19 protein-coding genes, 1 tRNA gene and 1 pseudogene are annotated in these 22,013 nt (G+C 71.2%); 10 read left to right on the top strand and 11 right to left on the bottom strand.

Going from position 1 to position 22,013, the window contains the following annotated elements; translation table 11 throughout:
- Nucleotides 1–113 precede the first annotated feature (113 nt).
- From ACMXN5_RS20335 to ACMXN5_RS20325, 3 genes are all read right to left on the bottom strand, one after another.
- Entirely contained in the window at nt 114–1,091 is a 978-nt protein-coding gene (locus tag ACMXN5_RS20335) for a ribose-phosphate diphosphokinase (RefSeq protein ID WP_380038889.1), read from the bottom strand.
- Nucleotides 1,088–2,626, bottom strand: a complete 1,539-nt coding sequence (glmU, locus tag ACMXN5_RS20330; protein WP_439676439.1) for a bifunctional UDP-N-acetylglucosamine diphosphorylase/glucosamine-1-phosphate N-acetyltransferase GlmU — start codon at nt 2,624–2,626, stop codon at nt 1,088–1,090. The genes ACMXN5_RS20335 and glmU overlap by 4 nt, the downstream gene beginning before the upstream one ends.
- Before the next feature lie 173 nt (nt 2,627–2,799).
- A tRNA-Gln gene (locus tag ACMXN5_RS20325) sits at nt 2,800–2,872 on the bottom strand.
- A 298-nt stretch (nt 2,873–3,170) separates the two neighbouring features.
- Here ACMXN5_RS20325 and ACMXN5_RS20320 point away from each other — a divergent pair.
- From ACMXN5_RS20320 to ACMXN5_RS20310, 3 genes are all read left to right on the top strand, one after another.
- On the top strand, nt 3,171–4,148 hold the full coding sequence (locus ACMXN5_RS20320; RefSeq protein ID WP_439676438.1) for an acyl-CoA desaturase: 978 nt from the start codon (nt 3,171–3,173) through the stop codon (nt 4,146–4,148).
- A gap of 55 nt (nt 4,149–4,203) precedes the next feature.
- Nucleotides 4,204–4,806, top strand: a complete 603-nt coding sequence (locus tag ACMXN5_RS20315) for a TetR/AcrR family transcriptional regulator (protein WP_101897050.1) — start codon at nt 4,204–4,206, stop codon at nt 4,804–4,806.
- A 206-nt stretch (nt 4,807–5,012) separates the two neighbouring features.
- Nucleotides 5,013–6,449, top strand: a complete 1,437-nt coding sequence (locus ACMXN5_RS20310) for an ATP-binding protein (RefSeq protein WP_439676437.1) — start codon at nt 5,013–5,015, stop codon at nt 6,447–6,449.
- Nucleotides 6,450–6,522: 73 nt separating this feature from the next.
- Here ACMXN5_RS20310 and rocD read toward each other — a convergent pair whose 3' ends face one another.
- Both rocD and ACMXN5_RS20300 read right to left on the bottom strand, forming a co-directional pair.
- Entirely contained in the window at nt 6,523–7,794 is a 1,272-nt protein-coding gene (gene rocD / locus ACMXN5_RS20305; RefSeq protein ID WP_439676436.1) for an ornithine--oxo-acid transaminase, read from the bottom strand.
- Between the two features lie 177 nt (nt 7,795–7,971).
- Nucleotides 7,972–8,886 carry a dimethylarginine dimethylaminohydrolase family protein gene (locus tag ACMXN5_RS20300; protein WP_439676435.1) on the bottom strand — a complete coding sequence of 305 codons (915 nt, stop codon included), beginning with the start codon at nt 8,884–8,886 and terminating at the stop codon, nt 7,972–7,974.
- A gap of 337 nt (nt 8,887–9,223) precedes the next feature.
- On the opposite strand from ACMXN5_RS20300, the gene trpS reads away from it, so the two are divergent.
- Genes trpS through ACMXN5_RS20285 form a run of 3 tightly spaced genes read left to right on the top strand, consistent with a single transcriptional unit; the run spans nt 9,224 to nt 11,900 of the window.
- Nucleotides 9,224–10,252: a tryptophan--tRNA ligase gene (trpS, locus tag ACMXN5_RS20295; RefSeq protein ID WP_439676434.1), complete on the top strand. Its 1,029-nt coding sequence runs from the start codon at nt 9,224–9,226 to the stop codon at nt 10,250–10,252.
- A gap of 10 nt (nt 10,253–10,262) precedes the next feature.
- Nucleotides 10,263–10,805 (top strand): 2'-5' RNA ligase family protein, encoded by a 543-nt coding sequence (locus ACMXN5_RS20290; protein WP_395787418.1) that lies wholly within the window; start codon nt 10,263–10,265, stop codon nt 10,803–10,805.
- Between the two features lie 42 nt (nt 10,806–10,847).
- A complete protein-coding gene (locus ACMXN5_RS20285) occupies nt 10,848–11,900 on the top strand; it encodes a YihY/virulence factor BrkB family protein (RefSeq protein ID WP_439676433.1) in 1,053 nt (350 codons plus the stop codon).
- A 314-nt stretch (nt 11,901–12,214) separates the two neighbouring features.
- On the opposite strand, the gene ACMXN5_RS20280 is transcribed toward ACMXN5_RS20285, so the two are convergent.
- A complete protein-coding gene (locus tag ACMXN5_RS20280) occupies nt 12,215–13,423 on the bottom strand; it encodes a D-alanyl-D-alanine carboxypeptidase family protein (protein ID WP_439676432.1) in 1,209 nt (402 codons plus the stop codon).
- A gap of 107 nt (nt 13,424–13,530) precedes the next feature.
- On the opposite strand from ACMXN5_RS20280, the gene ACMXN5_RS20275 reads away from it, so the two are divergent.
- Together ACMXN5_RS20275 and ACMXN5_RS20270 are read left to right on the top strand one after the other, a co-directional pair.
- A complete protein-coding gene (locus tag ACMXN5_RS20275; protein ID WP_380038903.1) occupies nt 13,531–13,764 on the top strand; it encodes an SCO4848 family membrane protein in 234 nt (77 codons plus the stop codon).
- Nucleotides 13,761–15,053 carry a cytochrome P450 gene (locus ACMXN5_RS20270; protein WP_395787412.1) on the top strand — a complete coding sequence of 431 codons (1,293 nt, stop codon included), beginning with the start codon at nt 13,761–13,763 and terminating at the stop codon, nt 15,051–15,053. Before ACMXN5_RS20275 ends, ACMXN5_RS20270 begins: the two co-directional genes overlap by 4 nt.
- Nucleotides 15,054–15,704: 651 nt before the next feature.
- On the opposite strand, the gene ACMXN5_RS20265 is transcribed toward ACMXN5_RS20270, so the two are convergent.
- On the bottom strand, nt 15,705–16,199 hold the full coding sequence (locus ACMXN5_RS20265; protein WP_380005268.1) for a MarR family winged helix-turn-helix transcriptional regulator: 495 nt from the start codon (nt 16,197–16,199) through the stop codon (nt 15,705–15,707).
- 209 nt (nt 16,200–16,408) lie between these two features.
- Here ACMXN5_RS20265 and ACMXN5_RS20260 point away from each other — a divergent pair, with 209 nt between their 5' ends.
- Entirely contained in the window at nt 16,409–17,353 is a 945-nt protein-coding gene (locus ACMXN5_RS20260; RefSeq protein WP_439676431.1) for an ADP-ribosylglycohydrolase family protein, read from the top strand.
- A 161-nt stretch (nt 17,354–17,514) separates the two neighbouring features.
- Here the strand turns inward: ACMXN5_RS20260 and ACMXN5_RS20255 are convergent, their stop codons facing one another.
- From ACMXN5_RS20255 to ACMXN5_RS20245, 3 genes and pseudogenes are all read right to left on the bottom strand, one after another.
- Nucleotides 17,515–17,820 (bottom strand): WD40 repeat domain-containing protein, encoded by a 306-nt coding sequence (locus ACMXN5_RS20255; protein ID WP_439676430.1) that lies wholly within the window; start codon nt 17,818–17,820, stop codon nt 17,515–17,517.
- Nucleotides 17,821–17,869: 49 nt separating this feature from the next.
- Nucleotides 17,870–18,829: pseudogene (locus ACMXN5_RS20250) on the bottom strand (nSTAND1 domain-containing NTPase); the annotation flags it as partial.
- Nucleotides 18,790–19,293 (bottom strand): carboxymuconolactone decarboxylase family protein, encoded by a 504-nt coding sequence (locus ACMXN5_RS20245; protein WP_439676429.1) that lies wholly within the window; start codon nt 19,291–19,293, stop codon nt 18,790–18,792. The gene ACMXN5_RS20245 and the pseudogene ACMXN5_RS20250, both read right to left, overlap by 40 nt.
- A gap of 47 nt (nt 19,294–19,340) precedes the next feature.
- On the opposite strand from ACMXN5_RS20245, the gene ACMXN5_RS20240 reads away from it, so the two are divergent.
- Nucleotides 19,341–20,825 carry a PLP-dependent aminotransferase family protein gene (locus tag ACMXN5_RS20240; RefSeq protein ID WP_439676428.1) on the top strand — a complete coding sequence of 495 codons (1,485 nt, stop codon included), beginning with the start codon at nt 19,341–19,343 and terminating at the stop codon, nt 20,823–20,825.
- Nucleotides 20,826–20,855: 30 nt separating this feature from the next.
- On the opposite strand, the gene ACMXN5_RS20235 is transcribed toward ACMXN5_RS20240, so the two are convergent.
- The gene (locus ACMXN5_RS20235) at nt 20,856–21,845 is read right to left on the bottom strand and encodes a malate dehydrogenase (protein WP_439676427.1); all 990 of its coding nucleotides are present in this window, start codon (nt 21,843–21,845) and stop codon (nt 20,856–20,858) included.
- Between the last annotated feature and the right edge of the window lie 168 nt (nt 21,846–22,013).

Genomic DNA, 22,013 nt, shown 5'->3' with positions numbered 1-22,013 from the left:
AGCGAGCGGGCACACATACGCCGCCCGGCCGAACGGACGGGCGGCGTACGCGAGTTGGAACAGTCGAGGCTCGGCGTCCCGCTAAGGTGCCGAATGTCGACAAGGGCTTCGGATCAGCTGTGGCCCTCGAACAGGCTCGTGACCGAACCGTCCTCGAAGACCTCGCGGATCGCGCGGCCCACCATCGGGGCGATCGACAGGACGGTCAGCTTGTCGAACCGACGCTCCTCCTCGATCGGCAGCGAGTTGGTCACGATGACCTCGCTGATCCGCGAGTTCTTCAGCCGGTCCACGGCCGGGCCCGAGAGCACCGCGTGGGTGGCGGCCACGATCACGTCGGCCGCGCCGTTCTCGTACAGCGCGTCGGCGGCGGCGCAGATCGTGCCACCGGTGTCGATCATGTCGTCGACCAGCACACAGGTACGGCCGGCGACGTCACCGACCACCTCGTGCACGGTGACCTCGTTGGCGATGTTCGGGTCGCGGCGCTTGTGGATGATCGCCAGCGGGGCGCCGAGGCGGTCCGTCCACTGGTCGGCCACCCGGACCCGGCCGGCGTCGGGGGAGACCACGGTCAGCCGCTCGCGGTCCACCCGCTTGCCCACGTGGTCGGCCAGCAGCGGCAGCGCGAACAGGTGGTCCACCGGGCCGTCGAAGAAGCCCTGGATCTGCGAGGTGTGCAGGTCCACGGCCATCAGTCGGTCGGCGCCCGCGGTCTTGAACAGGTCCGCCATCAGCCGCGCCGAGATCGGCTCGCGACCGCGGTGCTTCTTGTCCTGACGGGCGTAGCCGTAGAACGGGACGATGACCGTGATGCGCTTGGCGGAGGCCCGCTTGAGCGCGTCGATCATGATCAGCTGTTCCATGATCCACGTGTTGATCGGAGCCGTGTGGCTCTGGATCACGAACGCGTCGGCACCTCGTACGGAGTCCTCGAACCGTACGTAGATCTCCCCGTTGGCGAACTCGAAGGCCTTGGTGGGAACGAGATCCGCACCGAGCTCCGAGGCCACCTCCTTCGCAAGTTCGGGGTGGGCCCTGCCCGTGAAGAGCATGAGCTTGCGCTCAGGCGTCACCTTGATCCCGCTCACAGCACCGTCTCCTTGCCATTCGCCTCGGCAGAACCGTCGTTCGGCCCGGCCGTTGTGTGCACGTCACCCGCGTCGCCCTGGCTCGACGCGAGCGCGCGTTCGGCGGCCTGCGCCGAGGCCGTACCCGCGCGTTTGCGTGCGACCCACCCGTCGATGTTGCGTTGGCGCCCCCGCGCCACCGCCATCACACCGGGTGGGACATCTTCGGTGATCGCCGATCCGGCGGCCGTGTAGGCACCGTCGCCGATCTCGATCGGGGCGACCAGCATGGTGTCGCTGCCCACGCGGACGTGGTCGCCGACCACCGTGTGGTGCTTGTTCACGCCGTCGTAGTTCACGAAGATCGTGGCCGCGCCGATGTTGGTGCCCACCCCGATGGTCGCATCCCCGACATAGGTCAGATGCGGCACCTTCGATCCCTCGCCGACCACGGCGTTCTTCATCTCCACGAAGCCGCCGGCCTTGGCGTTGGCGGCGAGGCGGGTACCGGTCCGCAGGTAGGTGTACGGGCCCACGGTCGCCTCGGGGCCGATCTCGGCCCCCTCGCTCGTGGTGTTGTACACGTGTGCCCTCGGGCCGACGACCGTGTCGCGCAGCGTGCAGTTGGGCCCCACCACGGCCTCGGCGGCGATGCTGGTGACGCCGTGCAGCTGGGTGTTGGGGTGCACGACGGCGTCCGGCTCGAACGTCACGTCGACGTCGATCCAGGTGGTCGCGGGGTCGATCACGGTGACCCCGGCGCGCATCACGGCCTCGATCAGGCGGTCGTTGAACACCCGCCGCGCCTGGGCGAGCTGGACCCGGTCGTTGACGCCCAGGATCTCCCGGTGGTCCACGGCGGCCGCGGCGCCCACCCGGTGTCCGGCCTCGCGCAGCACGTGCAGCGTGTCGGTGAGGTATTCCTCGCCCTGGCTGTTGTGCGGGGTGATCTGGCCCAACGCCTCGCGCAGCAGCTTGCCGTCGAACGCGTACACGCCGGAGTTGATCTCGGCGATCGCGCGCTGCGCGGCGGTGGCGTCCTTGTGCTCGACGATCGCGGTGACGGCACCGCGCCCGTCGGGGGTGTTCTCCCGGACGATCCGGCCGTAGCCGGTCGGGTCGGGCACCACCGCGGAGAGCACGGTGACGGCGTTGCCCTCGCTCTCGTGGGTGGCGACCAGGGCGGCCAGGCTGTCCGAGGTCAGCAGCGGGGTGTCCCCACAGGTGACCAGGACCACTCCGTCGGGTTCGCGGCTGCTCGCGGCGAGCCCGTCCAGGGCGACGCGCACGGCGTGGCCGGTGCCGTTCTGTTCCTCCTGGACGACCACCTTGGCGGCCGGGTCCAGTACGGAGAGGTAGCCGGCGACCTGGTCGCGGCCGTGGCCGACGACGACGATCAGGTCTTCGGGATCCAGTCGTCGCGCGGCCTCGACCACGTGCCCGACCATGGCCCGACCGGCCAGGGCGTGCAGGACCTTCGGGGTGGTCTTGGAGCGCATGCGGGTGCCCTCACCCGCAGCGAGTACGACGACGGCAGCCGGGCGGATGGGGCTCACAGAGCAAGGCTCCTCGGCATCGCTGGCGGGGGGATGCCCGACGACTCCGAAGGCCGACTTCGGAGATACGAAACGACGGCACGACGAAGCCGAGCCGAACAAACCGGGCCCTATGAGGATAGCGCCGTCGGCGGAAGCCTCCACGCGCCGATGCGGCCTGCACGACCGAAGGGCTCCGCTACCAGGATTTGAACCTGGACCAAGGGGACCAAAACCCCGTGTGCTGCCGAGTTACACCATAGCGGAATGAATCGGGCATTCCGCCTGAGCAGCGGGTTCATCCCGTTTTCACGGCACCCACTATGCCGGCCCCCCGGCATCCCGTGCGCGAATAACCCCCCGGAAACCGGGCCCAAGATCGCCGAAGCGCCGTCGGCATGCTCGCGGCACACCTGGAAAACGTTCTCCTCGGAGTGCGCGGAGCAAGAACTGGAAGGCGTACAGACCCCTCGCTTTCCGCTCATGACCTGCCATACTGACGGAACTTACGGCTCCGTAGGTTACGTCGCCGTAGCGTTGCTGCCCCCGATCCGAGGGAATCCCTATGACCCTTTCCTCCTCCGGTTCCACCGGCGCCGGCGTGCTCGAAGCCGAACGGAAGTCCGCCGACTCCGCCACCCGCGGCACGCTCGGTGGCGAGCGCAAGCACGCCGCCGAACAGATCGCGCTGGCGCTCTTCATCGGCGTCCCGTTCCTCGCTCTGGTGGCAGCCGTGCCGGTCGCCTGGGGATGGGGGCTGTCCTGGCGCGACGTGGTGCTCGCGGTGGTGATGTACGCCATCACCGGCCACGGGATCACCATCGGGTTCCACCGCTACTTCACCCACGGGTCGTTCAAGGCCAAGCGCCCGGTCCGGATCGCGCTGGCGATCGCGGGCAACATGGCGGTACAGGGGCCGCTGGTGCGCTGGGTGGCCGACCACCGCAAGCACCACAGGTTCTCCGACAAGGAGGGCGACCCGCACTCGCCGTGGCGCTACGGCACCGGCGTCGGCGCGCTGTCCAAGGGCCTGTGGTGGGCGCACATGGGGTGGCTGTTCGACGTCGAGCAGACCTCGCAGGAAAAGTACGCGCCCGACCTGCTCAACGACCGCGACATGACGCGCGTCTCCCGCCAGTTCCCGCTGTGGGTGGCCGTCTCGCTGGGCGCTCCCGCGCTGGTCGGCGGGCTGTGGGCGTGGTCGTGGCAGGGCGCGGTGACCGCGTTCTTCTGGGCCGGCCTGGTCCGCGTCGCACTGCTCCACCACGTGACGTGGTCGATCAACTCGATCTGCCACGCGGCGGGCGAGCGTCCGTTCAAGTCGCGCGACCGTTCCGGCAACGTGTGGTGGCTGGCCATCCCGTCGATGGGCGAGTCCTGGCACAACCTGCACCACGCCGACCAGACCAGCGCCCGGCACGGGGTGCTGCGCGGACAGCTCGACAGCAGCGCTCGCACGATCCGCTGGATGGAGAAGCTGGGCTGGGTCTGGGACGTGCGTTGGCCGGACCGGGAACGGGTCGCCGCACGGCGCGCGGCATGATGGGCCAGTGACCGAGACCAGCAGGCGGAGTGCACCGCGCGGCGGTCGTGTGCGCATGACCGGAAAAGAGCGCCGGGAGCAGTTGATCGACATCGGTCGAACGCTGTTCGCGGAGCGTGGCTACGACGCGACGAGTGTCGAGGAGATCGCACACAAGGCCGGTGTGTCGAAGCCGGTGGTCTACGAACACTTCGGCGGCAAGGAAGGGCTGTACGCGGTCGTCGTGGACCGCGAGACGAGCGCGCTGCTCGACGGGGTGACCGGCGCACTGACCGGCGGCCACCCCCGGGAGCTGCTGGAGCAGGCCGCCTTCGCGCTCCTCGACTACATCGACCAGAACACCGACGGCTTCCGCATCCTGGTCCGGGACTCGCCGGTGGCCCAGTCGACGGGCACCTTCGCCTCGCTGATCAGCGACATCGCCTCGCAGGTCGAGGACGTGCTCGGCCTGGAGTTCAAGTCGCGCGGCTACGACCCGAAGCTGGCCCCGATGTACGCCCAGATGCTGGTCGGAATGGTCGCCCTGACCGGCCAGTGGTGGCTCGACGTCCGCCGCCCCAAGAAGGCCGACGTCGCGGCCCACCTGGTCAACCTGGCCTGGAACGGCCTGTCCGGCATCGAACCGAAGCCGAGACTGGTCGGCCGCCGCAGCTCGTGACCACGAGCATCGCCAACCACGAACGCCGTGAGGGGCCACCCCGGAAGGGTGGCCCCTCACGGCGTTCGTGTCGCGCTGGCGGATGTGGACTTCCACCAGAGATACTATCGCCAGAGATAGTATCTCTGGCGATAGTATCTACACCGACACCATTTCGGACTCGGTGTCATCGGTGCCGCACGCCCCAGGGACGGACACTTCCACTCATGCACCGCTTCATCGGCAGGGACCGGGAACTGCGCACGCTGCGGAATACGCTGGACGAGGTGCGCGGCGCGGTCGGCGCGCCCCGACCCGGGCAGTGCGTTCTGATGCGCGGAAGGCGTCGGGTCGGGAAGTCGACCCTGGTCGAGGAGTTCCTCCGGCGAGCGGAGGTACCCCACCTTTTCTTCACCGCCGGCGGCGGACCCACCGAGGAGGAACTGGCGGAGTGGTCGGACGCGGTGGCCGAGTCCTCGCTGCCGGATCGCTCGCTGTTCGCCGAAGAGGCACCGAACCGCTGGAGTGCGGCCTTTCGCCTGCTGGCCGAGATCCTGCCGGACGACGCCCCCAGCGTGGTGGTGATCGACGAGGTGCCCTACTTGATGGAGCGCGTCGACGCCTTCGAGGGCATGCTCCAGCGCGCCTGGGATCGCCTCTTGAGCGCCAAGCCGGTGCTGTTGCTGCTGGTCGGTTCGGACCTGTCGATGATGGCTTCGTTGAACGCCTACGACCGCCCGTTCCATCAGCGTGGGCGCGAGATGGTGATCGGCCCGCTGACCCCGGCCGATCTGGCCGAGATGCTGGACCTGGAGCCGGCCGACGCCTTCGACGCCGCGTTGATCACCGGAGGCCTGCCGCTCATCTGCCGGGAATGGCGGCCGGGGACCTCGATGTGGCGGTTCCTCGCGGCGGCTCTGGAGAATCCGATCTCGGCGTTGCTGGTCTCGGCCGAGCGTTCGCTCGCCGCCGAGTTCCCGCCGCAGGCAACGGGCCGGGAGGTACTGCGGGCCATCGGAGCGGGCGAGCGCACCTTCACCAACATCGCGCGCGCCGCCGGAGGCATCTCCCACAGCACCCTCGCGCGGGCGACCGACCTGCTGATCGACAAAGGGGTCGTGGCGGCCGAGTTGCCCATCTCGCCGCACCCCTCAAAGGAGCGCCGCTACCGCGTGGCGGACCCATACCTGCGTTTCTGGCTGGCATTCCTGGCCCCCCACATGGCGGAGATCGAACGCATGCGCGGGGATCTCACCGTGGACCGGATCCGCCGGCAGTGGACGGCGTGGCGGGGACGTGCCGTCGAGCCGCTGATCCGGGAATCCCTCGCCCGGATTCTGCCCGCCGCCGGCCTACCGGCCGCGCCTGCCGTCGGCGCCTACTGGACCCGCAGCAACGACGTCGAGATCGACCTGGTGGGCGCCGACCGGGAGCCCGTGGCCAAGAAGCTGCTGTTCCTGGGTTCGATCAAGTGGCTGGAGACGTCCCCCTTCGACGCCCACGACCTGGCCGCGCTGCACAAACACCGAGCCGCGCTCACCGACGAGCCGATCCCGCTTGTCGCCGTCTCCCGAAGCGGCGTCGCATGCTCCGGTCTGCGGGCCACATTCGGCCCGGAGGAACTGCTCGGCGCGTGGAGCGGCAATCGGCCGTCCGGATCGTAAGCCGATCACGACGAGGAGTTCGTGACGGCCGCGGAGTGTCGGGGACTCCGCGGCCGTCGGGGCGGGGTGGGGGTCAGCCCAATACCGCGCGGAGTTGGTCGAGGGACCATTCCAGGTCGTCCTTGGAGATGACCAGGGGTGGGGCGATGCGGATCGTTTGGCCGTGGGTGTCCTTGACCAGGACGCCGCGGTCCATCAGGGCCTGGGAGACGTCGCGCGCGGTGCCGCGTGCCGGGTCGATGTCGACGCCCGCCCACAGGCCGCGGCCGCGGACCGTGGTCACGGAGTGGCCCACCAGCGCGGCGAGTTCGCGGTGCAGGTGGTCGCCGAGGTCGGCGGAGCGCTGCTGGAACTCGCCGGAGCGCAGGATCTCCAGGACCTCCAGGCCCACCGCGCAGGCCAGCGGGTTGCCGCCGAACGTGGAGCCGTGCTCGCCGGGGGCGAACACACCGAGCACCGCGCGGGACGACACCACGGCCGAGATCGGCAGGATGCCGCCGCCGAGCGCCTTGCCCAGGATGTACATGTCGGGCACCACACCCTCGTGCTCGCACGCGAACGTACGGCCCGTGCGGCCGAGCCCGGACTGGATCTCGTCGGCGATGAACAACACGTCGCGCTCGGCCGTGACCCGGCGCACCTCGGCCAGGTAGCCGGGCGGCGGGACCAGCACACCGGCCTCGCCCTGGATCGGCTCGATCAGCACCGCCACCGTGTCGTCGGTGATCGCCGCGCGCAGCGCCGCCGCGTCGCCGTAGGGCACGACGTCGAAGCCCGGGGTGTACGGGCCGAAGTGTCGGCGTGCCTCCTCGTCGGTGGAGAAGCTGACGATCGTGGTGGTGCGGCCGTGGAAGTTGCCCGCCGCCACGATGATCCTGGCCCGCCCGTCCGGCACGCCCTTGACCTCGTAGCCCCACTTGCGCGCGGTCTTGACCGCGGTCTCCACCGCCTCCGCGCCGGTGTTCATCACCAGGACCATCTCCATGCCCGCCAACTCCGCGAGTTGCTCGCAGAACGGCGCGAAGCGGTCGTTGTGGAACGCCCGGCTGGTCAGCGTGACCCGGTCCAACTGCCGCTTGGCGGCGTCGATCAGGCGCGCGTTGCCGTGTCCGAAGTTGAGCGCGGAATACCCGGCCAGCATGTCCAGGTAGCGCCGGCCCTCGACGTCGGTCATCCAGGCCCCGTGCGCCTCGGCGACCACGATCGGCAGCGGGTGGTAGTTGTGCGCGCTGTAGTCCTCGGCCAACGCGATCAGTCGAGTGCTCTCGGCGCCGGGGCCGCCCGGGCGACCGGCCCCGGACTTGTGCTCGGGGGAGGAGGGGACGGGGGTGTGCTGCGTGCTCATGACGTCCTTTCGCAACGGTGGAGAGCCGTGGGAATCGCTACGAGAGTGGAGAACGGCGATACCGGGAGATACCGGGAGGAGGTTCGGTACGAAGGCGGGAAAATCGCGCAAGCAACGACAAGACGGAGGAAAGTCACCCGAGTGGGTACGGACGGGATACCCCGCGGGGGCGGCGGATCAACGGGCGGCGCGCAGTTCCAGGACGCAACCGCGCACGCTCGCGCCGTGGACCGCGAATGCGGACATGTCCAGCTCGATCGTACGGAATCCCCGCTCCGCCAACCGGGCTGCGAGGGCCGGTGTCGTGTCGCCCATCACCACGCTGCGCCCGTCGGAGACCGCGTCGAGGCCGAGCGCCGCCGCGTCCGCCGCGTCCACCTCGATCCGCTCCGGGAACACCCGGGTCAGCCGGCGCAGCGCGGTCGGGGTGAACGCCCCCGGGTAGTAGGCCGCGGTGTGCTCGCCCAGCACGGTCAGCGCCGAGCCGAGTCGGGGAAAGCGCGGGTCGGCCAACTCCAGCGGGACCACGGGCAACCCGAAGAACGCCTGCGCCTCGGCATGCGCGGCCGCCTCTGTCAGCGGCCCCACCGCGGCCAGCAGCCGGGGGCCGACCGGGATCAGGTCGCTCTCGCCCTCGTGGGCGAACACCGGCTCCAGCGAGGCGCGGAAGCCGTGCCGGGCGAACCACTCCAGATACGCCGGCGTCTCGGCCGACCGGGCCGCCGTCCGCGGCCTCGCGCCGAGCACCCGCCGGCCCACCACGGTCGCCGCCCGCGAGGCGAAGACCATGTCGGGCAGCCCGGGGCGACCCGGCACCAGGCTCACCCGATGCCCGAGCCCGATCAACACCGCGCGCAGCCGCTCCCACTGACCCATCGCGGTCGTGGTGCGCGCCGTGAACCCGGTCGCCGGCGGCGTCTCGTCCAGGAACACCGGCGGACACATCACGTAGTGCCGCAGTTCGGCCGCCCGCGGGGCGACGAAGCCGCGTCGCCGCTGTCGGGCCACCCGCGCCCGCTCGGCTCCGGGCGATATGCGCTCCGACCGCAGGTCGGAACGGCCCGATCGACCGCAGCGCGAGGTGAGGCGCACGCGATATCCCCTTCTCGCGGACGGCGGCGGCAGGCGCGCGCCCGGGATTTCCGCGGCCCACGCCCGTCCGACCCTGCCGATGGTGATGCCGTGCAGTCGGCGGCAGGCCGGGGGCCGCACCCGATCGTCACCGTGGATAGGCGGTCGGCGACCCTCTGTGTCGGCCCTGGACAGCCTAGGTCGCCGGCACCGGGGGCGTAAAGGCGGCTGCGTTGTCCCATACCGCACGATCGTTGCGCATTCCCCCGGGCGCTCACCCGCTTTGTTGTGCGCCCCGCGCGGACGTCGCGTGGCTCCCCTGACCGGAACCACGTCACGCGCCTGAGAGAATGGCGGCATGGCCTCGACGCGTCCCCGTGTTCTGTCCGGAATCCAGCCGACCGCGGATTCGTTCCACCTGGGTAACTACCTGGGCGCGATCCGGCAGTGGGTGCCGTTCCAGGACAGCCACGATGCCTTCTACATGGTGGTCGACCTGCACGCGATCACCGTCGCGCAGGATCCGAAGCAGTTGCGCGAGCGCACCCGGATCTCCGCCGCGGAGCTGCTCGCGGCCGGTCTGGACGCGGACCGCTGCACCCTGTTCGTGCAGAGCCACGTCCCCGAGCACGCACAGCTCGCGTGGGTGATGAACTGCATGACCGGCTTCGGCGAGGCCGCGCGGATGACCCAGTTCAAGGACAAGTCGGCCAAGCAGGGCACCGACCGCACCACCGTCGGCCTGTTCACCTACCCGGTGCTCCAGGTCGCCGACATCCTGCTCTACCAGGCCGACGCGGTCCCCGTCGGCGAGGACCAGCGCCAGCACGTGGAGCTGACCCGCGACATCGCGCAGCGGTTCAACTCGACGTTCGGCGAGACGTTCACCGTCCCCAAGCCGTTCATCGTCAAGGAGACGGCCAAGATCGTCGACCTCCAGGACCCGACGATCAAGATGAGCAAGTCCGCCTCGACGCCCAAGGGCATCGTCAACCTGCTCGACGACCCCAGGGCGAGCGCGAAGAAGATCCGCAGCGCGGTCACCGACACCGGCACCGAGGTGCGCTTCGACGAGACGGAGAAGCCGGGGGTGTCCAATCTGCTCACCATCCACTCGGCGCTCTCCGGCACCTCGATCGCCGCGCTGGAGGAGCGCTTCGCGGGTCGCGGCTACGGCGATCTGAAGAAGGAGGTGGCCGAGGTGCTGGTCGATTTCGTCACCCCGTTCCAGGAGCGGGTGCGCGGCTACCTCGACGACCCGGCGGAGTTGGACGCCGTGCTCGCCCGGGGCGCCGACAAGGCCCGCGAGGTGGCGTCGCGGACGCTCGCCGAGACCTACGACCGTGTCGGCTTCCTGCCGCCGGTCACCGGCCGGTCGGGAGGCTGAGGCGCAGCACATGGCCAAGCGCACCATCGGAGTGTCGATCGCGATTCCCGAGCCCTACGGCAGCGAGTTGCAGGCTCGCCGCGCCGGGTTCGGGGATCCGCTCGCGAACGCCATCCCGACCCACGTGACCCTCCTGCCGCCGACCGAGGTGGCCGACGAGGCGATGGCCGAGATCGAGGAGCACCTGCGCGCGGTCGCCGCCGGCGAGGCCCCGTTCGACATACACCTGCGCAGCACCGGTACGTTCCGACCGACCTCGCCGGTGGTGTTCGTCCAGGTCGCGCGCGGCATCCCGGAGTGCGAGCGGATCGAGGCCGCGGTGCGATCCGGGCCGCTGGAGCGCGAGTTGCACTTCCCGTACCACCCGCATGTGACCGTCGCGCATCACCTGCCCGATCACATGCTCGACCTGGCGTTCGCGGAACTCGTCGACTACGACGCGGTCTTCCCGATCTGGGGCTTCAGCCTGTACGAGCACGGCGCGGACGGGGTGTGGCGCCCGCAACGTGACTTCGCGTTCGGCCAATCGTTGCCAGGTCCGCTGCCCGTGTGAAGCCGTCCCGGCCGCACGGGACGGCACAGGGTGGAGTCGCGTGTGGGCAGGGCGTCGGGCGGGCAGCAGTCCTCCGTGGCGATCAAGGAGCGGCTGGCGAGGATCCCGGTCATCGGCCCCACCTGGCGGGCCTATTCGCGCTACGGCGATCGACAGGGCAATCGACTCGCCGCCGCGGTGACCTACTACGGGTTCCTGTCGCTGTTCCCGTTGATCACGCTCGCGGCGGCGGTGGTGGCCGCGGCACTCGACCCCTCCCAGGTCCGCCGGATGCAGAACAAGATCTCCGAGCAGATCCCCGGTATCGCCGACAAGTTGGACCTGGACGCGCTGGTGCGCAACGCGGGCACGGTCGGGGTGATCGGCGGCGCGCTGCTCCTGGTGTCCGGAACGGGGTGGGTGGACGCGACACGCTCCTCCATCCGGGCGATCTGGGACGTGGAGGAGGAGCCGGGCAACGTCGTCGTGCGCAAGTTCGCCGACGTCGGCGTACTGATCGGCCTGGGGCTCGCGTTGGCGTTGTCGGTCGGCGCGTCCACGTTCGCGACGGTGGTGATCCGGCACGTCTCCGACTCGATCGGGCTCGAACACCAGCCGGTCGGCCGGGTCCTGCTGCAGATCGCCGCGTTCGCGGTCGCGGTCGGCGCGAGCGTGGTGCTGTTCCTGTACCTGCTCGTGGGGATGCCGCGGCTGACCATGCACCGCTCGGTCGCGATCAAGGGCGCGTTGATCGGGGCGGTCGGCTTCGAGTTGCTGAAGCTGTTGGTGTCCTCGTACATCGCGGGGGTCGCGGGCAAGAGCGCGTACGGCGCGTTCGGTGTCCCGGTGGCACTGCTGCTGTGGATCTACTTCGTGATCCGCCTGCTTCTGTTCTGCGCGGCCTGGACGGCCAACGCCCAGGAGGCCGCGGAAGCCGCGGACAACGTCGAGGCAGCCGCCGAAAAAGCCGCCGCGGAACCCCCCTTGGACCTGTCCCAGTACAAACCCAAGCCCAACCACCCCATCCGCACCTACGCCTTGGCGGTAGCCGGCACAGCCACCCTGGGCATCCTCCTGGAACGCTTCACCCGAAACCACCCACCAACCAACACCTGACCCCACCCGCAGCACGTCGGCGAAGCCAACCACCGCAACCGACCCGGCGCTTGAGGCCACCGGTAAAAGCCAAGCGTCATCCCGAAGCCAACCACCACAGCCCGGCCGGCGTTTGAGGCCATCGGTAAAAGCCAAGCGTCATCGCGAAACCAACCAACCCAGCCCGGCCGGCGCTTGAGGCCACCCGCAAACCGCAGCACACCGCCAAAGCCAACCACCACAGCCCGGCCGGCGTTTGAGGCCATCGGTAAAAGCCAAGCGTCATCGCGAAACCAACCAACCCAGCCCGGCCGGCGCTTGAGGCCGCCCCACCCCTACGGCAGGATTTCGTCCTCGAACCGCACGCCCGAACCCCCCTCGCGCCGCCGAAGGGCGAACAGCACGCCGCCGCCCACCACAAGCGCCGCCGGCACCCCGAGCCCCGCCCACAACACCCAGTCGAACCCGTCGTCGTCCGAGGCGGCCGACGCCTTCGCGGTCTTGGCGTCGCCCGGCTTCCCGTCGGCCGCCTTCGTGCTCTTGTCCTTCTTGTCCCCCGGCGCCGCCAACGGCTCCACCAGCATGCCGACCGGCTTGGCCTGGGCCATCGCCGCGAAGCCCCAGTCGAGCAGCTTCCCGGTGTCCTCGTACGTCTTGCCCTTGCCCTCGACGTGCATGATGCTCACGAGCAGCGTGTGCCCATCACGCTGCGCGCCGCCGACGAAGGTGTTCCCGGCGTTCGTGGTGTAGCCGTTCTTCACACCGAGCATGCCCGGATACTGGCCCAGCATCGTATTGGTGTTCTGGATCTGGAACTTGGCCCCCGCGACCCCGGGAAAGTCGGCGACCTTGGTGCTCGCGTACGAGCGGAAGTCGTTGTTCTTGAGCCCTTCGCGAGCGAACAGCGCGAGGTCGTACGCGCTGGAGACCTGCCCCGGCGCGTCGTAGCCGTCCGGCGAGACCACATTGGTGTCGCCGGCCTGAAGCTGCTTGGCCCGCTCGTTCATCTGCCGCACGGTGGTGTCCACGCCACCGTTCATCGCGCACAGCACATGCACCGCGTCGTTGCCCGAGCGCAGGAACACCCCGCGCCACAGGTCCTCGACCTTGTAGGTCTCGTTCTCCTTTATCCCGACCAGGCTGCTGCCCTCGCCGAGATTGCGCAGTTCGGCCGCCGCCACCTGGTGGGTGGTGTTGCGGTCGATCTTGGGCAGCACCGTGTCCGCGAACAGCATCTTCAGCGTGCTGGCCGGCGGCAACTTCCAGTGCGGGTTCTTCGCCGCCAGGATCTTGCCGGTCTCCGCGTCGGCGACCACCCACGAGTAGCCCTCGACGGCAGGCGGCGGCGGGCTCCCGGGCGGCAGGTCGCTCTGTACACCCGGTTGGGCCAAGCGCGCGCCACCCACATCCGACATCGACGCGGGGGGCTGCGGCTCCGGCGTACCCGGGGCGGCCTGCGCCATCGAGGCGGAACCCAACACGAAAGCGATCGCCCCCGCGCACGCGACAGCCGGCTTGCGAGAAGCCCGGAACCAGTAAGACATGCGATGAGCGTACTGGCGGCCCCCGGCTGTGGTTCGGCGACCGGGCCGCCGCATACTGAACCGGGACAAATTTGCTGAACTTTTGACCGGGAAACGGGTGCTTCACGTTGAGGATCGGCCGCGGTACATCCGCCTGTCTGGTGTTGTTCGGCGTCTGGAGCTGGATCCTGTGGCCGAACTTCCTCAGGAACATCTGGGCCGACGACCGCTCCTGGAACGACGGCGCGACCGCGTTCTTCCTGATCCACCTGGCACTGACGATCGTCTCGTTCGCGGCGGGCAACGCGATCGGTTGGCTCGGGATCAAGGGGCTGCGCGCGACGCGGACGTCGCGGACGTGACCGACGACCCCGCGGGCTGCCCCGCGCATCCGGTGCCGGCCGGGCCCGAGTTGTTCACCCGGGAGTTCATCGCCGATCCGTATCCGGCGTACGCGCATCTGCGCGAGTACGCGCCGGTCCATCGCACCACGCTGCCCAGCGGGGTCGAGGCGTGGTTGGTCACCCGATACGCCGACGCCCGGCAGGCGCTCGCCGACCAGCGGTTGAGCAAGGATCCGCGGCGGTCGGAGGCGGCCTGGAAGCAGGGCAAGGTCGGCGTGCCCGGCGAGCAGCGCTCGGGGGTGGGCGCGCATCTGCTCAACCTCGACCCGCCGGACCACACCCGGCTGCGCCGCCTGGTGTCCAAGGCGTTCACGCCGCGCCGCGCGGAGGAGTTCCGCCCGCGCGTACAGGCCCTGACGGACCGGCTGCTCGACGACTTCGCCCGGACCGGCGAGGCCGACCTGATCCACGACTTCGCGTTTCCGCTGCCGATCTACGCGATCTGCGACCTGCTCGGTGTGCCGGAGGAGGATCAGGCGGACTTCCGCACCTGGGCCGGGATGATGATCCGGCACGGTTCGGGGCCGCGCGGCGGGGTGGCCCGGGCGGTGCGGCACATGCGTACGTATCTCGCCGAGTTGATCCACCGCAAACGCGCGACGCTCACCGACGCGGACGACGACCTGATCTCGGGGCTGATCCGGGCGAGCGACCACGGCGAACACCTGACCGAGGACGAGGCCGCGGCGATGGCCTTCATCCTGCTGTTCGCCGGCTTCGAGACCACGGTCAACCTGATCGGCAACGGGCTGCTGACGCTGCTCACGCACGACCGGGAAAGGCTCGCGCTCCGGGCCGACCCCGAACTGCTCGCGCCCACAGTCGAGGAACTGCTGCGGTACGACGGCCCGGTCGAGGTGGCCACGTGGCGGTTCAGCACCACCGAGGTGGAGATCGGCGGGACCCGGATCCCGGCGGGCGAGCCGGTGCTCGTGGTGCTCGCGGCGGCCGACCGCGACCCGCTCCGGTTCCCCGCGCCCGACCTGCTCGATCCGGCCCGCGCGGACAACCAGCACCTGGCCTTCGGGCACGGCATCCACTACTGCATCGGCGCGCCGCTGGCCCGGCTCGAGGGCCAGATCGCGATCGGCACGCTGCTGCGCCGGCTACCCGATGTGCGGCTCGCGCTGCCGGCGGACGAACTGCGGTGGCGCGGCGGGCTGATCATGCGTGGCCTGCAGCGGCTCCCGGTGACGTTCACCCCGGAGGCGGACGGCCGCGCGGCGGGTGGGCCGGAGGGCGGCTGAGCCGAAGTGCGCTCGACCGGAAGGCGGTTCGCCTCCGGGCGATCGGGACGGGCACGGGGCGGCGGGGTGGCGGATCGTCATCCGTCACCCCGCCGCCCCGCCTGTCCCCGAGCGCCCTTCTCCCCGAATCGCCCCCGACCCCCGGTCTTCCCACCCCTGGTCCCCGCCCTGGTCCCGCCCCCGGTCCCACCCGGCCCCATTTCGGTCCCACCCCCGGGTTTCCCCCACCCGTCCCCCACCGTCGAGTCCCCCTGCGCGCGTTCCCCCGCCTCACATCCCGGTGCTCACCACCCCCACGCCCCCGGCGTTCCACCCCTCGGATCACCGTCACTCGTCCGCTCCGGCGTTACTTCCCCAAGACGCCTTCGCGGATCCGGACGATGCTCCTCGCCCCCAGCCCCCCGCGTCCCGGGCTAGTCGTGCCCGGTCAGTGCCGCGAGGTCGGCGGGCGTGGGCCGACGGCGCCGCGTACTGCGAACCGGGTGGATGGTGGAGGTCATGCCCTGCTCCTGTTCCCCGAGGCGAACCCTTGCGGTCTCGCTCCCAACAGGGACTTGTCTACAGGGCGTCGTTCCCGACACACAACGGGTGCTTGACACATTTGATCACTTAGAGTGAATCCCGACCATGAAATGGTCAAAGAGGTTTGTTTCAGGCGTGGTTGTCGAACGGCGCGACGATCGAACGCAACAAACCGGCCAGCGCCGCCTGCTGATCGACCGTCAGGCCGGCCAGGATGGCCCGTTCGTGTTCCAGCAACTCGGCCATCGCCGCGTCGACCCGATCCCGGCCGTCGTCGGTCAGCCGGACCAGCACCCCGCGCCGGTCGTCGGGGTCGGGCAGGCGCAACACCAGGCCCTTGGCCGCGAGGCGGTCGATACGATTCGTCATCGTCCCGGAAGTGACCAGCGTCTGGGTGAGCAACTGGCCGGGCGAGAGCTGATACGGCGCGCCGTCGCGGCGCAGCGCGGAGAGCACGTCGAATTCCCACGGTTCGAGGTCGCGTGCGGAGAAGGCGGTACGCCGGGCGCGGTCGAGGTGCCGCGCCAGTCGGGTCACCCGGCTCAGTACTTCGAGGGGTTCGACGTCGAGGTCGGGGCGCTCCCGCTTCCATGCCGCGACAAGCCGGTCGACCTCGTCTTTCATGAGGTCATTCTAGCGAATCGTTCGATGCCGAGCCTCTTGATGTCGAGATAAGAATCAGCAATATCCGCCATGTTCCGAGAGGATGCGGCCACCTTATGGCCGTACCGCACCAAGAAGGGCCGAAACCCGCGCGTCGAGACGGCGAAGTCGGCGTCCCAGCAGGGTAATCCCTTGGTCTGCCACCCGAGCCGGCCGGCAGGGTGGGGCGCATGGATCGCACTCGACGCGTCGCCAACGCGGCGCGCTCCCTGCACGGATCGGCCCTCGGCGACGCCTTCGGCGAGCAGTGGTTCGGCTACCGGGAGCCCGAGCTCACCGAGCGGCTGACCGGCCGCATCACCCCGCAGGCCCGCCTCTGGTACTGGACCGACGACACCGCGATGGCGCTCTCGCTGCTGCGCATCCTGCACCTGTGCGACGTGGTGGACCAGGACGCGCTCGCGGCGCACTTCGCCGCGTCGTACGAGGCCGATCCGTATCGCGGCTACGGCCCGTCGATGCACGGCGTGCTGCGCGCGATCCACGAGGGCGAGCCGTGGCGGGAGGTGACGCGCCGCCAATTCGACGGCCAGGGCTCGTGGGGCAACGGCGCGGCGATGCGGGTCGCGCCGCTGGGGGCGTGGTTCGCCGACGACGGGCTCGCGGTGGTGGCGGCCGAGGCGGAGCGGTCCGCCGAGACCACGCACGCGCATCCGGAGGCGGTGGCGGGAGCGGTCGCGGTGGCGATCGCCGCGGCGTTGGCGACTCGGGGGCGGGACGAGGCGGCTCCGGATCCGGTGGAGTTCCTGGTCGAGGTGGCCGGACACACGCCGGAGAGCGACGTGGCGGCGGGCCTGCGGGCGGCCTCCCGGCTGCCCGCCCACTCCTCGGTCCGGCATGCGACGGGCGTACTGGGCAACGGCTCGCGGATCAGCGCCCCCGACACGGTCCCCTTCGCCCTGTGGACCGCCGCCCACCACTTGGACTCCCTCCCGGAGGCCCTGTGGCACACCGCGACCGGCATGGGCGACGTCGACACCACCTGCGCGATCACCGCGGGCGTCGTCGCCTCCCGCACCGCCCTGGCCGACATCCCGGAATTCTGGCTCACCGCCCGCGAACCGATCCCGACCTGGGTCGACACCGGCGGAACGGCGACGCCAACCCGCTCCTGACCGCGCTTTACCGCCGCACCGGTGATCGTGGTCACCCTGGGCGCCGGACTCGCCGACACGGCCGGCCCGCGCACCGCACCCGCGAAGACCGACGCGAACTCCGCCACGGCCCTGAACGAATGCGGCGTGCGAGCGCAGGACGGCCGGTTGTGGTGTGGCAACTACGGCGAGTCCCCGGGCCGGCGCGGGTCGCCGACGCCCCACATGCGGGCCGTGCCGTCCACCCCGGAGGTGGCCGGGGTGCGTCCGTCGGGGGCGAACACCACGGCGGAGACACCGCCCACGTGTCCGGTCGGCGTCGCGGGCGGGCGCGGGCGGACGAGATCGCCCACGTCCCAGAGTCGGGCGGTTCCGTCGAAGCCGGCCGTGGCCGGCACCCGCCCGTCCGGAGCGAACGCGACCGCGTCGATCCCGTCGCCGTGCCCGACGACGTCGCCCAGGCGGCGCGGATGGCGGGGGTCGGCCACGTCCCACAGGTGCCAACGGGCGCGGCCGGGTCGGCTCGGACACGTCCCACAGCCGGGTGGTGAAGTCCCAGCCGGCCTCGTCCGCGCACAGCGTGAACGCCTCCTCGAACTGGTCGATCACCAGTACCAGTCGGATGTCGGGCCGGCGCGCCATCCAGGCGTCGAGCGCCCGGCCGAGCGCACCGGGCTCCTCGGCCAGTCGCGCGGCGACCACGTCCGGGTCGACGTCGGGGTCGAGGTGCGCGTCCGGCAATCCGGGCGTCGCGTAGGCGAGTTCGACCAGGGGGTGTGCGCCGGGGGTGAGTCGGCACGGCTGCCGGACCTCGTCCAGGCCGGCCGGTATCCCGGCGCGGACGAGCGAGGACTCGCCGCTGCCGGACGCCTCGAACACGGCGAGCCGCCGGGGCCCGCCCTCGGCTTCGAGGCACGCGATCGCCCGCGCGATCGGCTCGGCGCGGCCGAAGAGGGTCTCCGCGTCCTGCTCGCGATAGGCGGCCAACCCCGGGTAGGGGCACGGGGGTTCGTCCGCGACCGGGGCCGCCCGGGTCGACGCGGTGGCGGCCTGCCGGCGCTCCTCCCAGCCCACGACGTCGCCGCCGCAGGCCGCACGTAGGCGAGCGTCACCGCCAACATGGGCAGCCGGTCCCCCTTCGCCGCCTCCGCCAGGGTGCTCGCCGCGTAGTGCGCCCTGCGGGCCGGCACACGATAGGTCGGCGTGCCGGCCGTGTGCCGCGACTCCCGCAGTTCCCGGGCCAGTCGCGCAATGGGACCGGTGTCCGGGTCGACCGGCCGTTGCGGTCTGCCGGCGCACGGTGCGGGTCGCTCGATGTCGGGATCGCTCATCGCCTCGGCGCTCTCGTACGCCTCGGACCACGCGTCGATCGGGCCCGCGCGATCGCGACCCCCGCCAGGTCCGCCTCGCCCCCGACACGGTCGCCCCGCTCCGCGGTCGGGCCGGGGCGGGATCGGTCAGTGCGCCAGATCCGGGCGGTACGAGCCCGCCACCCATGCGCGCGTGGCGACGCCGACCCGGTTGAGGGTGTTGATCGCGGCGATCGACCAGACGATCTGGCCCATCTCCACGTCGTCGAAGTACTTCGCCGCCTCGTCCCAGACCGGCGTCGGCACGTGTCCCTCGGTGAGCAGCGTGACCGCCTCGGTCAGGGCCAGCACCGCTCGCTCGCGGGCGGTGAAGAACGGCGTCTCGCGCCACACCGGGATCGCGTGCATGCGCTGCTCGGTCTCGCCGAGTTCGCGGGCGTCCTTGGTGTGCATGTCCACGCAGTAGGCGCAGCCGTTGATCTGCGACGCGCGGATCTTGATCAGCTCCGCGACGATCGGGTCCAGACCCTCGGCCGCCGCCTTGCTCAGCGCGATGGCGGCCTTGTACGCGGCGCCGTGCAGGGGCTTGAGGGGCAGTCGGGCCGGGTCGCCGGCGACGGGGGTTTCCTCGGTCACTTCCTGAATGCTCATGACCACGACCCTACGTACGGATCGGACCACGATTAAGGTCCAATCCCATGCGGAGTTCCTGGGCCATCGGCGATGTGGATCTGTACCTGGAACCCGGCCCCGTGCGCGGCCGGCGGATCGGACTGGAGCGTGCGCTGCGCGCGGCGATCGTGGACGGCCGGCTCGCCCCCGGCACCCGGCTGCCCTCCTCGCGCACCCTGGCCGTGGACCTGGCCATGGCCCGCAACACGGTCGCCGAGGCGTACGCCCAACTCGTCGCCGAGGGTTATCTGATCGCCCGCCGGGGCGCCGGCACCGTGGTCGCCGAACGCCCGGCCGACCCGGTGCCGGTGCCGGTGTACGCGCGCGCCTCGGCCCCGCGCTTCGACCTGCGGCCCGGACGCCCGGACCTGTCCGCATTCCCCCGGGCCCGCTGGGCCGCGGCCCAGCGGCGCGCGCTGGCCGCCGCCGGACCGGACGCGTTCTGGCCGCAGGCCGACCCGCGTGGCCGGATCGAACTGCGCGAGCGCCTGGCCGACTACCTCGGCCGGGTCCGGGGCGTGCGCACCCGGCCGGATCGCATCGTGGTGTGCGCGGGCTACACGCAGGGCCTGTACCTGCTCGGCCACACGCTGGCCGCCCGCGGTGCGCGCCGGATCGCGATGGAGAACCCGGGGCTGCCGTTCCTGCGCGAGATCGTGGCCCGCACCGGCGTCGAGGTCGGCACCGTCGGGGTGGACGGGCAGGGCGCCCGGATCGACACGGCCGGCGACGCGGACGCGATCGTGCTGACCCCGGCCAACCAGGCCCCGATGGGCGTGCCGCTGCACCCGGACCGGCGCGCGGCGGCGCTGCGCTGGGCCGCGCGGACCGGTGGCGTGGTGATCGAGGACGACTACGACGGCGAGTTCCGCTACGACCGGCACCCGGTCGGCGCGCTCCAGGGCCTGGGCGCCGAGCACGTGGTGTACGCGGGCACCGCGAGCAAGATGCTCTCGCCGGGCCTGCGGCTCGGCTGGCTGGTGGTGCCGCCGTACCTGCTCGACGACCTGCTCGCGGTCCGCGACCGGCCCGAGTTGACGGTGGGCACGTTGGATCAGCTCACCCTGGCCGAGTTCATCGCCGCCGGCGACCTGGACCGGCACGTGCGCCGCGCCCGCCTGGCCTACCGCGACCGCCGCGACCGGCTCGTCGCGGAGCTGGCCCGGCGGGTGCCGGCCGTACGGGTGTGCGGTATCGCGGCGGGCCTGCAGGTGCGCCTCGAACTGCCCGAGGGCGGCCCGGGCGAGGAGGAGACGCGCGCGCTGCTGGCCCGGCGCGGCGTGGCGGTGCACCGCATGGGCTGGTACCACCGGGCCCCGTACGCCGAGCACCCGCCGGGGCTGGTCGTCGGCTACGCGGCGCCCACCGCGGCCGCCTTCGCCGGCGCACTGGAGGCCCTGGTCGCCGCGCTGGCCGAGCTGTTCGGGCCGAGGACCGCGCCCGGGCGCGCCCGGCTCCGCGAACACACCGGGGGCGGGCCGTTCGGCCCGCCCCCGGTCGATTCCGCGTGAGGCCGGCGCCGCGAAGGCGCCGGCTCCGACTCAGATCAGGCCCAGCTCGCGCACCGCGTCGCGCTCCTCGGCCAGCTCCTGCACCGAGGCGTCGATCCGCGCCCGGGAGAACTCGTTGACGTCCAGGCCCTGGACGATCTCCCACTTGCCGTCCTTGCAGACCACCGGGAAGGACGAGATCAGGCCCTCGGGCACACCGTAGGAGCCGTCCGAGACGACACCCATCGAGGTCCAGTCGCCGTCGGCGGTGCCGTTGACCCAGGTGTGCACGTGGTCGATCGCCGCGTTGGCCGCGGACGCCGCCGAGGACGCGCCGCGCGCCTCGATGATCGCCGCGCCGCGCTTGGCGACGGTGGGGATGAAGGTGTCGGCGAGCCAGGTGCGGTCGTCGACCACCTCGGCGGCGTTCTTGCCGGCGATCTGCGCGTGGAAGATGTCCGGGTACTGGGTGGCCGAGTGGTTGCCCCAGATGGTCAGCTTCGCGATGTCGGTGACCGCGACGCCGGCCTTCTTCGCGAGCTGGGTCAGCGCGCGGTTGTGGTCCAGGCGGGTCATCGCGGTGAAGCGCTCGGCCGGTACGTCGGGCGCGTGCTGCTGCGCGATCAGCGCGTTGGTGTTGGCCGGGTTGCCGACCACGAGCACCTTGATGTCGTCCGCCGCGCCGGCGTTGATCGCCTCGCCCTGCGGCTTGAAGATGCCGCCGTTGGCGGCCAGCAGGTCGCCGCGCTCCATGCCCTTGGTGCGGGGGCGGGCGCCGACCAGCAGGGCCACGTTGGCGCCGGCGAAACCCTCGGTCGGGTTGTCGAAGATGTCGATCCCGGCGAGCAGCGGGAACGCGCAGTCGTCGAGCTCCATCGCGGTGCCCTCGGCGGCCTTGACCGCCTGGGGGATTTCCAGGAGGCGCAGGCGGACCGGGGTGTCGGGGCCGAGCAGGTGACCGGAGGCGATGCGGAACAGCAGCGCGTAGCCGATCTGACCGGCCGCGCCCGTGACGGTGACGTTGACGGGGGTACGGGACATTGCGCGCGGGTCTCCTCTGCTGCGGCGGGATCCGACGCCGATGGCAGTCCGCCGGTAGCTCGGCATCGAGATACTTTTCGCGGCCACACTACCCCCGCCTCCGGGGCGGCTCGGCCACCCACCGGTGTGAGGTTCGCCCGGCCGCGCGTCTCGGCTCACCCGCTCCGC

The sequence above is a fragment of the Embleya australiensis genome (genome assembly GCF_051903075.1).
Taxonomy (GTDB): domain Bacteria; phylum Actinomycetota; class Actinomycetes; order Streptomycetales; family Streptomycetaceae; genus Embleya.
Note: the sequence above shows the minus strand (reverse complement) of the source record. Positions and strands in the feature narration are given on the sequence as shown.

Coding starts and splice junctions, on each gene's coding strand:
- ACMXN5_RS20265 (WP_380005268.1), bottom strand. CDS start 16,199: ATGAAAGACGAGGTCGACCGGCTTGTCGCGGCATGGAAGCGGGAGCGC.
- trpS (WP_439676434.1), top strand. CDS start 9,224: ATGGCCTCGACGCGTCCCCGTGTTCTGTCCGGAATCCAGCCGACCGCG.
- ACMXN5_RS20280 (WP_439676432.1), bottom strand. CDS start 13,423: ATGTCTTACTGGTTCCGGGCTTCTCGCAAGCCGGCTGTCGCGTGCGCG.
- ACMXN5_RS20245 (WP_439676429.1), bottom strand. CDS start 19,293: ATGAGCATTCAGGAAGTGACCGAGGAAACCCCCGTCGCCGGCGACCCG.
- ACMXN5_RS20310 (WP_439676437.1), top strand. CDS start 5,013: ATGCACCGCTTCATCGGCAGGGACCGGGAACTGCGCACGCTGCGGAAT.
- ACMXN5_RS20315 (WP_101897050.1), top strand. CDS start 4,204: ATGACCGGAAAAGAGCGCCGGGAGCAGTTGATCGACATCGGTCGAACG.
- ACMXN5_RS20235 (WP_439676427.1), bottom strand. CDS start 21,845: ATGTCCCGTACCCCCGTCAACGTCACCGTCACGGGCGCGGCCGGTCAG.
- ACMXN5_RS20290 (WP_395787418.1), top strand. CDS start 10,263: ATGGCCAAGCGCACCATCGGAGTGTCGATCGCGATTCCCGAGCCCTAC.
- ACMXN5_RS20320 (WP_439676438.1), top strand. CDS start 3,171: ATGACCCTTTCCTCCTCCGGTTCCACCGGCGCCGGCGTGCTCGAAGCC.
- ACMXN5_RS20240 (WP_439676428.1), top strand. CDS start 19,341: ATGCGGAGTTCCTGGGCCATCGGCGATGTGGATCTGTACCTGGAACCC.
- ACMXN5_RS20260 (WP_439676431.1), top strand. CDS start 16,409: ATGGATCGCACTCGACGCGTCGCCAACGCGGCGCGCTCCCTGCACGGA.
- rocD (WP_439676436.1), bottom strand. CDS start 7,794: ATGAGCACGCAGCACACCCCCGTCCCCTCCTCCCCCGAGCACAAGTCC.